This is a genomic window from Actinomycetota bacterium, assembly GCA_018333515.1.
Lineage (GTDB): Bacteria > Actinomycetota > Aquicultoria > Aquicultorales > Aquicultoraceae > Aquicultor.
In genome coordinates, this window is the sequence record JAGXSZ010000030.1 from 235683 (window position 1) to 249697 (window position 14015).

The 14015-nt window shown below is 53.0% G+C and carries 7 protein-coding genes; 4 read left to right on the plus strand and 3 right to left on the minus strand.

Going from position 1 to position 14015, the window contains the following annotated elements; translation table 11 throughout:
* Positions 1 to 42 precede the first annotated feature (42 nt).
* Positions 43 to 1773 carry an aldehyde ferredoxin oxidoreductase family protein gene (locus tag KGZ93_08325; protein ID MBS3909614.1) on the plus strand — a complete coding sequence of 577 codons (1731 nt, stop codon included), beginning with the start codon at positions 43 to 45 and terminating at the stop codon, positions 1771 to 1773.
* Positions 1774 to 1864: 91 nt separating this feature from the next.
* Entirely contained in the window at positions 1865 to 3037 is a 1173-nt protein-coding gene (locus KGZ93_08330; protein ID MBS3909615.1) for a class II aldolase/adducin family protein, read from the plus strand.
* 38 nt (positions 3038 to 3075) lie between these two features.
* Here the strand turns inward: KGZ93_08330 and KGZ93_08335 are convergent, their stop codons facing one another.
* Positions 3076 to 4593, minus strand: coding sequence for a trehalose-6-phosphate synthase (locus tag KGZ93_08335; GenBank protein ID MBS3909616.1), 1518 nt, complete (start codon positions 4591 to 4593; stop codon positions 3076 to 3078).
* A gap of 88 nt (positions 4594 to 4681) precedes the next feature.
* Complete coding sequence (locus KGZ93_08340; GenBank protein ID MBS3909617.1) at positions 4682 to 5929, minus strand: glycosyltransferase; 1248 nt, start codon at positions 5927 to 5929, stop codon at positions 4682 to 4684.
* Between the two features lie 278 nt (positions 5930 to 6207).
* Here KGZ93_08340 and KGZ93_08345 point away from each other — a divergent pair, with 278 nt between their 5' ends.
* Both KGZ93_08345 and KGZ93_08350 read left to right on the plus strand, forming a co-directional pair.
* Positions 6208 to 7257: a glycosyltransferase family 4 protein gene (locus KGZ93_08345; GenBank protein MBS3909618.1), complete on the plus strand. Its 1050-nt coding sequence runs from the start codon at positions 6208 to 6210 to the stop codon at positions 7255 to 7257.
* A gap of 723 nt (positions 7258 to 7980) precedes the next feature.
* Positions 7981 to 13134 (plus strand): GAF domain-containing protein, encoded by a 5154-nt coding sequence (locus KGZ93_08350; protein ID MBS3909619.1) that lies wholly within the window; start codon positions 7981 to 7983, stop codon positions 13132 to 13134.
* Positions 13135 to 13138: 4 nt separating this feature from the next.
* Here KGZ93_08350 and KGZ93_08355 read toward each other — a convergent pair whose 3' ends face one another.
* The gene (locus KGZ93_08355; protein ID MBS3909620.1) at positions 13139 to 13822 is read right to left on the minus strand and encodes a hypothetical protein; all 684 of its coding nucleotides are present in this window, start codon (positions 13820 to 13822) and stop codon (positions 13139 to 13141) included.
* Positions 13823 to 14015: the final 193 nt, after the last annotated feature.

Sequence of the window (14015 nt, forward strand, 5' to 3'; positions counted from 1 at the left end):
GTAACGTTGGACGTAGCACGCGAGGAGAATGGTGAGGCTATAGTGTTCGGCTGGACGGGAAAGATACTAAAAGTCGATTTGACGAGCGGCGCGGCGCACCGCGAGGATATCCCCGAAGAGATCTTATTGGAGTCTTTGGGCGGCAGGGGCCTGGGCGTGAGTTTTATGCGCGATTTTTACCGGCTCGACCCGTTCGACCCCGATATGCCGCTTATCTTCGCCGTAGGGCCGCTCTGCGGCACCTCTTCGCCGACATCGGCCAGGATGTCGGTCGTCTCACGAAGTCCCCTTACAGGGACGATTTACGACTCCTCCTGCGGCGGTCTTTTCGCGCACAAGCTAAAGGCCGCGGGGCTCGATGCCCTTATGATTACGGGCAAGAGCGACAGGCCGGCATATCTTAAGGTGATGGGCGAGGAATCGTCGGTCGCCGGCGCGTCGTCGCTATGGGGGTTCGATACTTTCGACACCATGACGGCCTTAATGGCGCACGGTAGCGTCGCGGCGATAGGCCCGGCGGGCGAAAACGGCGTGCTCTTCGCAAATATCATGGTCAATGCGGCAAACTCGGTGGGGCGCGGGGGGCTGGGAGCCGTCATGGGCGCCAAAAACCTCAAAGCGGTCGTGGTCGATGGGGGCGCGAAAACACTCGTAGCGGACGAGGCCGTTTTTAAGCAAGGCCGCGAGGATGTTATGCGCCTCTTTAAGGCATCGCCGATAATCTTCGGCGAGTTCGGGATAAGCGAATTCGGCACGCCGGCTCTGGTCGACCTGATGAAGCAGCGCCGGATGACGCCGACCGCCAATTTCAGCAAGACCTATTTCGAAGCGGCGAGCGATTACGCCGGCCCGGCGCTCAAGCGGACCTACCAGGCGAAGAAAGAGGGCTGCTTCGGCTGCCCGATACGGTGCAAGAAGGTCGACTCGTGCGGCAAAGCGCTCCCCGAATACGAGAGCGCGTCGCACTTCGGCGCGCTCAACAATAACAGCGACATCCACTCTATAGTCAAATCGAACGAACTCTGTAACGCGCTCGGCATGGATACGATAAGCATGGCGTCGACGATTGCCGCCTACGGTGAGGCCAAAGGCAGGTTCTTCGCGCCGGATGAGATAATCGAGCTGGTCGAGAAGACGGCTCTGCGAGTAGGAGAGGGTGATGACTTGGCGCGCGGCTCGGCGAGGGTCTGCGCGTCGCTCGGGGCGCCGGAACTCTCGATGTCGGTCAAAGGCTTGGAGCTGCCCGCCTATGACCCGCGCGGCGCCTACGGTATGGCGTTGGCTTACGCGACGAGCAATCGCGGCGGATGCCACCTGCGCGCGTATCCTATCGCCAACGAGATTCTGCGCAAACCCGTTGCTACCGACCGGTTTTCATTCTCGGGCAAAGCGCGCATCATCAAAATCGCCGAAGATACGAATGCGGTAGCGGATTCGCTCCTTACCTGCAAGTTCGCAATTCTGGCGGCCTCGCTCGAAGAATACGCGCACATCCTGACCGGTGTCACAGGGGGAGAGTATTCGGCGCAGAGCCTGCTCAAGATAGGCGAGCGAATAGTAAAAGAAGAGCGGCGTTTCAACTGCGATAACGGCTTTTCGGCCAAGGACGACGTGCTTCCTAGGCGTTTCTTTACCGAAGCGGGGACATCCGGCGACGGCATAGAGATACCACCCATCGACGAGGCTCGTTTTATCGAGGAGCTTAAGAAATATTATAAAATGCGCGGCCTAGACGCCAACGGGTGTTTTGAACAGCAAGCAAAAGAAGCATAAAGCAAGCACTAAAAAGAAACGGCAAGCACTAAACAACATACGCGAAATAGCAAGCCATAAGTGGTAAACCCTAAGAGGGAGAGGTTGATTCTTGCGCGACCAAATCGAAAAATACGCCAACAAACTGATCAAAGACGGCTTGGCAATGCCCAGGTCGATACGCTTTTACGCGCTCGACGACGAGTTCATAGTTTCAAAAGACGACGACTGGAAACCGGTTTTCGAGGCAGTCCTAGATGAAATCAGCGTCGTCGGCCTGCTTTTGGCCGCGCCCACGTTGCCGTTTGCCGATTATCTAATCGCGCGTTCGCCTGAGAGAGATTCGCGCATTTATCCGAAAGATAGCGAGGTCAAGACCTTTCTCCACGATATCCCGTTTATCAGGAGAAGCGCAATTGGCGAGGAGGGCGATTTAGCCGAGGCTATCGCGGCGATTTTGCGCGAGCGAAAGGGCCTCATAATCGAGGGCGTCGGCTTTGTCGCCACCGGCACCGTCACCCTTGAGCAGGCATATATCACGTACTCATCGATATTTCACGCGACCTTCATCAAGTATTTGCTGGAACTATTAGAGCACGGGTGGCGCCTTTCGGGCGAGCGAGAGGCTCTTGAGCGATTCAAGAACGACTGGTTGCGGCCGCCCGATGTCGAAAAACTTTCGTTTCGCGCCGGCCCGCTTGCCGCTCGTTCCGAAATAATAGAGGAGATATGCGCTGTCGGTCGCTACACCGTCGAGAGCGGCCTCGTCGACTCGTTCTTCGGCAACATCAGCCTCGTCGACGACGGCATCATCCATATCTCGCAGACCGGCGCGTCCCTGGACGAACTCGAAGGATTGATCGACCCGGTCCCGATGGACAATTCTTCGACCTACGGGATTACCGCATCGTCTGAACTCCCTGTTCACCGGCGCATATATGAGACTTCGAGCTATGCGACCATTATCCACGGTCACCCCAAGTTCTCGGTTATCATGTCGATGCTCTGCGCAAAGCGCGCGGCCTGCGATATCGTCGATTGCGGCAAGAACTGCCCGGAGACAAGGTTCATCGACGGCGTTCCAATCGTCTCCGGCGAAATAGGCGCGGGTGGAATAGGTAAAACGGTACCGCCGGTCGTTAAGGGGCATGGGCGGGCGCTCGTCTATGGCCATGGGCTGTTTTGCGCGGGCGCTGATGATTTTAAGGAAGCTTTTAGTCGGCTTGTTCAAGTGGAAAACCTCTGTCGCCGGCGCTATTTCGAGATGCTCGCCGCCAACCCTTAGCTTACCGGATTCAAAGCGCGTATATCCGCAAGAGCCGACTACAAAAGGTCGACCGACCTTTTCTTCTCCAGCTTGACCATATCTTTCAGCTGGTAGTGGAGCCATTTGATGGAGTTGTTGCGCGTCACTATCTCTTTCATAATAGCGGAGCGCGTCGCTTTGTCGCGCTCGGACATAGTAAGCGCCTCGTAAAGCGCGTCCGCTGTCTCGTCGATATCGAACGGGTTTACGACCAGGCCGACCTCGCGCAACTCCTCGCCGGCGCCCGCGTTTTCCGACAGCACCAGCACGCCGTTTCGCTCGTTGACGACGGGCCCCTCTTTGGCCACCAGGTTCATCCCGTCATATATCGGGTTTACCAGCAACACGTCGTAGAGTTTGAGCGCGGCGACCGATTCCTCGTAGTTATCGTAGAGGCGCAGGTAGATAGGCGTCCAGTCGGCGGTCTTTAAGCGGCTGTTTATATCCTCGACCGCTTGCTCGATCTCGAGACGGTAATCGGTGTATTCCTTGATGTTCTCCCTGGTGGGGTAGAGAAGGGCGAGGAATTTTACTTGGCCCGCCAGCTCGGGGTGCTTTTCTAATAGCGTCTCGAACGCCCGGAAACCCCGGACTATGTTTTTCGAAAGGTCGCTCCTATCCGAGCGCATGATGAGTTTAAGGCCCGCGTAATCCTTTTCCATTTGCGCTTGGTAGTCGTTGACGGTCCCGGTCTCGCTTAAGGTCCGCAGCGATTTGTGGTCGATAGAGATCGGGTAGGAGCGCACGTACACGTCGCGTCCTTGCCAACGGGCCGTCCGCCTTCGCCAGTTCACTCGACAGCCCAATAGCGTCCGGCAGCATAGCAAAAAGTTATTGGCATAGCGACGAGACTGAAACCCGAGAAGGTCGTTGCTGAGCATTCCTTCGAGCAACTCGACCCGGAATTGCCGTGGCAGGACGCTTAAATAGCCGGGTTCGGGCCACGGGATGTGGGTAAAGTGGAAGAGCAGGGGTTTATCGGTCATCTCGCGTATATGCTTCGCCGCTGTGTAGAGATGGTAGTCCTGGAGCATGATGATGGGGCGCTCATGTCCCCGGCACGCATCCGCCGCGGCCTCCGCGAAGATCTTGTTAGCCGCGACGTAACCGTTACGCCAGGCGTCGTGAATCTCGCTCGTAATCGACGGGTTCTTCGCCAGGTCCCAAATATAATGTTGCACAAACCAGAGGAGCGGATTACTGATGATGTTGTAATATTGGTTGTACATCGACTCCGGTATGTCTATCAAGCGCAGGTGGTAGAGCGGGTTCTCTTTAGGGAAAGCCAACGTGGCCCGCTCTCGCGCCAGCGAGCGCTCCGCGTCGGTCATCGCCGCCGATATCCAGGTCGCATGAGTTTCTTTACTGACGGCGGTCATCGCCGTAACGAGTCCGCCGCCGCCTCGTTTGGCTTCAATCCCTCCCGTTTCATCGTAATCGAATTGAATGGGACCCCGATTTGAAACAAGGATTATCGACCTGTCGGCAAGGAGTTTTTTGAGACTTCGTATGCGAGCCTTTTCTTTGCTTTGCAACTTATACCACCACTTTGCTACATAGGCCAACAAGGGCTTGCCGGGTCTATTGTCTATTATATCAGAACGATCGATAGCCGGGCCCTGATTACCCTATATGCAAGAACTTGAAGAGTTCCATATAGTCGGCGAGCTGGCGCGGGCTTAGAAAGTTCTTGCGGACATGCTCTCTGCCAAGTTTGCCCATTTCGGCTGATCTTTCCGGGTTTCTCAACAACTGCGCCAGCTTGTCGCCGCAATCCTCGGTGTCGCTGACGAGATAACCGTTGACGTCGTTGATTATCTGAAGCGGTATGCCCCCGACATCGCCGCCGATTACCGGTCGCTCCTTCCATAAGCCCTCGCTCACGACCAATCCGAAACCTTCACGGGTCGATTTCTGGATGATGACCTGCGAGGCGCGTTGGAATGCGTTGACCTCGAGATTGCCGACTCCTTCGAGGTTTGAGAGCAAGAAGATATCGGGGTCGCCCGCGGCGTGGCGCGATGTCTTCTCGTAATAGTGGAATCCTTCCGGGTCATCGCTTGCCATCGAGGCTATCATTAGAAGCTGCAACCCGGGGAATTCTTTTTTGGCTATACGATAGGCGTCGATGACGCCGAGCGGGTCTTTCCAAGGGTCGAACCTCGACACTTGTGTGGCGATAGGTCGATTCGGGTCTATATGATACCGGTTGAGGATGCTCCCTATAGTCTCCTCGTTGATATCCATGTTCTTTGAGCTTAGCGGGTCGATCGTCGGCGGCACGATGGCGATTTTGTCCATTTTAAAGCCGTCTTTTACATATTGCTCCATCGTGAAGACGGCCGCGTCGTATCGTTCGATATATGGCTCGAGGAAACCCCAGACGCTTTGGCGCGCATCGGTCAGGTCGATGTGGCAGCGCCAAATCCATTTACCCGTTTTCTTACCCTGTTTTTCAAGGTACGAGAGCATGGCGGCCGGTTGGGGGTCGTGGACCATGATAACGTCATACTCGCCGCCGAAGAGTTCCGCGTTGTTGAGATTTTGTTTTAGGTAGGTCTCTATCATCTCGGGGGTGGCCATGAGTTCCATGCCTTGGAGGGCGTTATGGAAGAGCTTGGTCACCGTGAAGAAGTCTTCACTGCCGGGGATTACCTGCCAGTCCGCGTCGAGACCGACGTCTTTCATCAGCGGTATCAGCGTGTAAAGAAGCTCAGCGACGCCCCCGCCAAAAGCGGTCGAGCTTATATTGAGGATTCTGGCGCCCTTGAGGTCGCGGCCAAGCCCTCGAACCTTTTCGATTATCTCCTCGTCGACAATACCCTCATACTCTTGGAGCGATTTAGTACCTACAGGCACGGAAGTCAACATGGTATCATTCTCCTTCTCGTTCGATTATTCCCATTTAATGTCGTAAAAATCTGTCTAAAGTTTCATGCCCCAAAAAGCACATAATACGCGACCTTCTTTAATTTTCAAAGCTCTTATGCATTTCGTATCAAAAATATCTAAAGTCCCTTTAGGCTTAGACGATATTTCTTCTAAACGTATCGGATTCTATCACGGTATCTGAAGAACCAGATGCGACATAATCAAACAAAGTAGATTTGAAGCTTGGTCATATCACACATGAAAGAGGAGATGAAGTAATGAAAATTGCGCAGATTGCACCGATTTGGTACGCGATACCCCCCAAAGGATACGGCGGCATAGAATATGTCGTTCACTGTATCACCAGGGGCCTCGTCGAAAAAGGCTACGACGTCACGCTCTTCGCTTCGGGCGATTCTGAGACAAAAGCCAAGCTCATAAGCGCATACGACGTCGCGCCGAGTGAGCTTATCGGTCAGACATTCCCCGACCTCGTCCACGTAATGCAGGCTTATTTGAAGTCGGACGAGTTCGACATCATCCATGACCACAGCGGGATAATAGGCCCTGTCATCGGGGCGTTTGCCGGTGTTCCGGTTATCCATACGCTCCATGGGCCGGCCACCGATGATGCCCGGAGTTTCTACGGTAAGCTCAAGGACCGCATTTATTTCAACGGTATCAGCGATTTTCAAAGGGAGAGATTTGGCGACCTCAATTTTGTCGGCACGATATACAACGGTATCGAGGTCGATAAATACGAGTTCAATGACGAAAAGGAAGATTTTATGTTTTTCCTCGGGCGCATGAATCCTGAGAAGGGGGCTCATGTCGCGTTAGAAGTGGCGAAGAAGACCGGCAAGAAGCTTGTTATGGTATCGAAGATGACCGAGCCGCACGAGAAGGCTTACTTCGAGAAGGAAGTAAAGCACTTGCTTGCGCCAAACGTCGAACTCATGGGAGAAGTCGATACCGAAACAAAGATCGAACTCTTCAAGAAGGCCGGCTGTTTCTTATTCCCGATACAGTGGCCGGAGCCGTTCGGGCTGGTAATGGCAGAAGCGATGTCTTGCGGAACACCAGTGTTAGCCGTCAATAACGGCTCGGTTCCCGAGATCATCGCTCACGGCAAGACCGGGTTTATCTGCGACACGACCGAAGATATGGTCGAGGCGCTCAAAAAGGTGGATCAAATCCAGCCGGCCGATTGTCGTCGCCATGTCGAGGAGAATTTCAGCACCGCTCGTATGGTCGAGCGATATATCGAAGCCTACACGCGTATACTCGAAAAAGAAGGCAAGAGCGGCAAGGCGGTAAAAGCCGCTTAGATCGGCAAGCGCTAAAAAGCATAGCAATTCGGTGCGAAAAGGCCGGGATAACCCCGGCCTTTTCGTTGTCTCGCCGACAAAGACGTAATCGCGGTATTATTGACACCGCCGTCTAGTACTCCATCACGCGTTTTATGAGTTGTCATTCTGAGTGAAACGAAGAATCTCTAAAGCTTGAGATTGTTCGGTCGTTTTCAACTCCCTCAGAATGACGGATACTAGTCGATGTATCTGTGATGGAGTACTAGTCTAGTGACCGCTATAATGACATGCGCATAGTAGTCTAACGGTAATTGAGCTTTCAGTTGTCTAACAGAGCAAGCCGCAATGAATTTTAACTGCTCACGCGGCGGCGCTATTTCGCATAAGCGTTAACGAAATGCCGCTCAAGCGAGAACGCTCCTTTGAAGTGGCCTTTTTCCTGGGAGTCTCTATAATCGCTCGGTATGCAATCGCACTATCTGCGGCAGTTCGTCTTATCCGACCGGAACTCAAGTTTTCCGGTTTTGCTTCAAGTGGTGCCGGTTATTTGTTATAAGATTAGAGAGTAACTCAAATGCGCAGGTATTCGGCTTGTTGGGCAAGCGCATACTGATATGGATAAGGTTTAAAGAGTCTTTTTGTGGGGTAGCTTAAACTTTAGTGCTTTTAGTTACCGCTTGTTGGTTATTGTGCGGCTTCAGAACAAAAATATTTTAGAACCACATAGGGGGCACCGCGTGTATGTCAGGTAACGATCGTAACTCCGTCCTCGAGCACATGGCCTGTCTCGAGGAGTTCGAAGAACTACCGGCCGGTGAGAAAAAACCCGCCCTGGGCTTGCTTGATAATAAATTCTGGCAGCAACTTATTGACAACTATGCCGCTGTCACCGATATGTCGATTGTGGTTGTCGCGAGTTCATATTCCATCGTCGCGTCGTCCGTAAATATACCGGAAGCCTTTATCGATACGGTTTTTCAAGGACATAAGCCGACCGCTGTCGATCTGTTGGCCAGACCGGACGCGGAAGCATATCTGCAGGCTCTTAAGTCTGAGACGAGGGTTGTATATCAGGGTGCATTCGGTCTGTTTCGCGCTTGGCTTCCGATAAAGATGAATGATGTTATGGTAGGCGCGATGTGGCTTGGTTGTTCGACGGGCGAACACGGCGATGATGACAGAATCGAGCCTGATTGTGCCGCAAACGGTTTAAACCCGGACCAAGTCAAGGATGCTTTAAGTAATGCCGGGTTTATGTCTATGAACGAGTTTATGGCTCAACTGAGTTTTATCGAGTTCAGTCTGGCTTCGGTGGCGCAAGGGCAGTTTTACCAGATGAAAAACATCAAAGCCGAGAAGCAAAATGTCTTTATCAATATGATTCAAAATAGTTTTGAGGTCGACAAGAACCTCGAAACGGTTCTCTCAAACGTGCTCGACTCGATACTGGCGTTGCTCCAAGCGCATATCGGCATCATCATGCTCAGCACTGAAGACGGAGAGTTCTACACCGAAACGGCCAGCCGGGGTTTTGCGGGTGACCACCCAATCGTCATCGACCGGCGCGGCGATGTAAGTGACAGCCTTCAGGCTTGCCTCTCGGACGATGTGGTCGCGCGTGGTTACGGGTTTGAGGTAATAGAGCTTAAAGCAAACGGTGCGCGACTTGGAATTTTAGTATTATATATACCGCGCGCGGTTTTGGATAAGCCGGAGAGCCGCAGAGTTCTCAACCTCGTTAAAGAGCATGTAAGTGCCGGCATCGTCCGAACGCGCGCCTATGACAAGATAAAGCGGCGCGACCTGTTGGCGAAAGCGAGTCTGATGCAGCTTGGCCGGGCTATGGGGAGCACACTAGACCCCAAACGCCTAACTCGTCAGATAACCCAGGCCGCAATGGCGGTTATGGAAGCCGAACTCTGCGATTTGCTCCTGATAAAAAATAATAACCTCGAGTTTCAGGTGGCGTCAGGGTTGAACAAAATTCTTAAAGGTTACGGGAATGTACCGCTCAAATTCGACCCGGCCTCGAACATCATCAAAAAGGGGAGACCGTTTGTTATTCGCAATATACGCTCAAATAGCCGGTTTTATGAGCGTCCATGGCTGAACCGGGAGAAGTTCAAGTCATATGTCGGCGTCCCCATAAAACAGGACGATAAAGTAATCGGCGTTCTCGAGGTCTTCAGCCGGGCTCCTTCAAGATTCGAACACGACGATGTGCGATTGTTGCAGTCGTTGGCCGGCCCGGTGGCCGCGTCGCTTAGAAACTTAGAACTCTTCAATGAGACCACAAAAAAGGCCGAAGAGCTGAAAACGCTCCATGCGCATACGTTGCGCATTGTCGCCGAAAAAGATATATCGAAGACGATGAAAGAGATAGTGGCGGCAGCCAAATCGGCCGCGGGTTCGCTAATGGCCGCGGCTGCCCTATACAACCCCGACACCAGCCATTTCGAGCATCGAACGACCAGTATCGACCCGAGTTTGGGCGAGCGGGCGCTAACCGAGACACAAGGCAAAACGGCGTCTTATACCGAGAAGGCTTATGCGCGGATATTGCGGACGGGCAAACCGGTCCGTCTAGACGATATCACGCTACTGCGGGAGGTGGGAGAAAGGCCCGCCGACCGACCCCCTCGCGGGTTCCTGGGAGTACCCTTAGTAGGCCAGGATATGAAACCCTGCGGTGTCGTTATGGTCAGCTTCAAAAAGGACGGCACGCTATTTACCGGCGCCGACGAGGAAGTCATTACGACCTTGGCCAACCAGGCTTCCATCGCGATTCAAAACGTCACGCTCTACCGTGATTTGAGCAGTAACGCCCGGGCGCTCGAGATCGCCAACAAAATAGGGCAGTTGATCATCTCGACGCTCGAGCTGAAAGAGGTCATCGAACAGATACTCAATTATACCTCGGCCCTGCTGGGGGTAGAGAGAGTCTGTGTCGCGCTTATAGACGAAAACAAGAGTTCGCGATGTCTTGTCTACGAAGCCGGGTTGGACGCACACAATATTCAAGCCCAATTCGTTCGCACATTGACGACGCGAGCTATTGAACAAGGCGATATTTCGGTCGTCGGCTCTGATGAGCTGGAGTCGACGGCAAAAGAGCATTCCCTAAAGTTCGGGGATGAAGAAATCCGGCAGATTCTATCGGTGCCCCTCGTCATCTTCGGCAAAGAACTCGGCGCGATACACGCGTTTGAAACCGTTGAGCGTACCTTTACGGCCGAAGAATTGACGATAATGCGCTTCTTTAGCGTGCAAGCCGGAATCGCGATCGACAACGCGCGCCTCTATCGCCAGCTCGAATATAGGGCGAAAGGATTAAAGAGCCTATTTTCGATAAGCCAGAAACTAAACGCATCCCATGACAGCAAATATATCGAGAAATCGATAATCGACGCGGTCGCTGATTTTGCCGAGTCGAAATCGGTCTTCATAGCCCTTTACGACGAGTCAGAAGATCTCTTCGAGGTCTCGCAAAGCATTTTCGGCGGCGTCGAGCATTATCCCAACGAAAGGTTGGTCCTTGCCGAGCGCAGGCGAGCGATGATCTTTGAGGAGAGGGAACTCTTTTACATCTCCGACACCGCTGAAGACAGGGGATTGGTCTTAGGGGATGGCTTGATAGAAGAGTACTTCCCATCTTTTCTTGGTATCCCCCTAGTCGTGAAGGACAAGGTCTTAGGCATCCTTGGCATGTCGGCCGATAAAGCGGACAATGAGCAACAGTTCGAAGAGGACTTGGAGTTGTTGCAGATATTTGCCACACAGGCGGCTATCGCGATAGATAATTCGCTTCTGTATGAGGAGACGCAAGCAAGGGCCGAGAATCTCTCAACCGCGCTCGAGGTATCTGAAATCGTTACCAGCGAAATCGACCTGAATTCGATATTCGAGCGCATAGCCCAGGCGTTAGACAAGATGTTCAGTGTCGATAACGGGTGTATTTTTTTGAGCAATCGCGGCGCGGAAGAACTGGAGCCGGCGTATATCTGGGGTTTGCCGAATACCGCGTTCAAGGAGACCCACCTCTGCCTTACAAGCGATTACGCCATAGTGAGAGCGCTCCGTGAAAAACGCCAGATCACTATAGATGATTCGGGTAGCGACAGTTCCGGCGAGAACAAGTGCATCGATTTCGGCGGGGATTTCAGGTCGGCTGTGATTATTCCGCTCATCGTAAAAGGTAAATCGCTCGGAGTCATGAAACTCTTTTCTACAGAGAAGGACTACTTCACGCGGGAGCGGATCATGTCCATAACGTTGTTTACGAACCAGTGCGCGATAGCTATTAGAAACAACCAGCTCTACGGGCGCGTTGTAGAGGAGGAGATAGCGCGGCGCGAGGCGGAGATATCCATCGAACTCCTCGAAGAGAAAGCGAAGAGTTCAGTTGTTATCGAGGGCACTACTGAAGGTATCTTCATGGTCGACGCGGACTTCAACATCGAGTTGTTCAACCCCGCGTTGGAGCGGATGACGGGCAAGAAAGCGCCACGGGTCATAGGAAAGAAGTGTTTCGATGTATTCAAAGATATCTTCGTCGAGGGAACGGTTTGCGAGCACTGTCCCATGATAACGGGGGAAGCATCGAAGCAGCTGAGCATCAAATCGAACATCCGACTTAAAAGCGGCGAGCTGCGTTATGTTCAAATAAGTCATTCGCTGATAGAGCACGAAGGCAAGAGGGCGGCGATAGGCTCGGTGCGCGATATTACAAAAGACCATGAGTTGGAGGTATATCGCCATGACCTCAGGGTCGCGACCGAGGTGCAGAACAACTTGTTGCCGCGGACTAAACCTTATGTCAAAGGGCTCGATATCGGCTTTATCTGTAAACCGGCCAAACAAATCGGCGGGGACTATTTCGACTTCATACCCCTCGGCAACGACAAGCTCGGTATCGCCATCGGGGATGTTGCGGGCAAAAGCCTACCCGCGGCGCTCCTGGTTTCGATGCATAAATATATCCTGCGTTCGGCTGCGGCCAACACCGATTCGGTCATTTCGCCGCTCCGTGCGGTAAATCGGATACTGTGGGAGGATACCTCGCCCGAGGTCTTTGTTACGACCATCTACGGGGTTTACAATTCGAAGACGTCGACGTTTGCATATGCTAACGCCGGCCATCTGCCGCCTCTTTTAGCCTCGAAAGGGGTGGTCGAATATCTCTGGGACCCGCAGACTCCGCTGGGAATACGCGAGAGCCTTTTCGTCGACCAAAAGCAAGTAGTGCTGGGAGCCGGTGATGTTCTGGTACTTCTGAGCGATGGCGTAACCGATATACGCGACAAGCGCGGCGGGTGTTTCGGTTTAGACCGCTTGAAACGGCTTGTTAAGAAAAACGTGACCTTGGGTGCCCAAAGGCTTACGGATTTGATCTACAGGCGAACCATCGCTTTTTCAGCGGGTGAGCTAAACGACGATTTCACGATAGTTGTTTTAAAGTCCACCGAGGAGGCGAAAGCGCCGGCTTTGAGCGAGTTCGTCGTGGCCAACAAGCCGGTCGCCGTCAACGATGTCAGGCGTTTCGTCGCGGAAGAACTGAAAAAAGCGGGCATGCCGCGAATCGACACATCGGACGTGCTGGTCGCGGTCTGCGAGGCTGTGACCAACTCGGTTATGCATGGGCAGTCTCCGGATGGCGAGAATAACAATATTCGCGTTACATGCGCCTTGGGGGACGATTGCTTTAAGATACGTATCGCCGATAACGGCATAGGCTACAATCCCAACCTTGCCGAGTGGCGGCCGCCGGATCTGATAAGGGATAGGGGGAGAGGCATTTTCCTCATGCAAGAACTCGTCGACGACATCGACTTTATCGCCACCGACCGAGGGACGGCTGTCCAGTTGAGTAAGAAAATCGAACTCAATGGTGAATAAGCGGTTACGCGAGCCTGTCCTTGATGAGCCGGATTATCTCACTTCTCATTCGCGGGCTTAACTCGTCCAGCGATAGTTCGACATTGAACTTTATCTTCATGCCCTTGTCGTCCGCAACCGGTTCGAGGACTGTCGAAACCGGTATCGTCGGCATCTGTACCGGTACACTTTCGGGTAGAAGCGGTGTTTCGTTTAAGATAAAGCGATCGCTTGAGTTCTTCTCGATAAAATCGGCCGTGAGTAGCCAGTCTATCAGGACGGCTGCCTTTTCTTTGTTGAGATCGACATCGGGAAGTTTCGCTTCGACGAGCATTCTTTGAACCAGCGAATCTTTATCGACTGCGCCCACCAGGCGTAAGAGTTCGCGTATGAATGAGCCGAACCATGTTTCGGCGACTAGCGCCCGCAGCCGCTCCTGGGCGGAATAGTTCTCCCCGTCCGCGAAGTAGTTGATTATTCGCACCGCTTCTTTTGTGGGCCGGTATTTATGGCCCTCTTTGATGAGCAGGCCGATATCGACTAAGAAGCGGTGGCATTTTGAAATCCGGTCGCTTTTGACCGGAGAGAGCGCTTTTATTTCTTCGATTCTAACCGGATTCGCGCCGTCACCGCTTTTCTGAACATAGATCTTAACGAGCGAAAGCTGGTTTTGCGCCGAAACCTCGTTGGTCGGGAGCGAATATCTCATAATGACACCCGTCTTAGAGTAGCGTGCGCTAAATTAATAATAGCGTGTCGCGAATTTCTTACCCGCTATTATATCAAAGATAAACCGCGAAACGTCAATATTTAGTCGGTGCGCGGGCAAAAACATCGATCATCATGGCTATCGAACGCGTATCGAATGGTAGCTAGCCGGCAGAATAATAGTGCGCGCCATG

Bases quoted from the DNA above. Each gene is read 5' to 3' on its own strand.
- KGZ93_08350 (MBS3909619.1), top strand. From the start codon at position 7,981: ATGTCAGGTAACGATCGTAACTCCGTCCTCGAGCACATGGCCTGTCTC.
- KGZ93_08355 (MBS3909620.1), bottom strand. From the start codon at position 13,822: ATGAGATATTCGCTCCCGACCAACGAGGTTTCGGCGCAAAACCAGCTT.
- KGZ93_08345 (MBS3909618.1), top strand. From the start codon at position 6,208: ATGAAAATTGCGCAGATTGCACCGATTTGGTACGCGATACCCCCCAAA.
- KGZ93_08340 (MBS3909617.1), bottom strand. From the start codon at position 5,929: ATGTTGACTTCCGTGCCTGTAGGTACTAAATCGCTCCAAGAGTATGAG.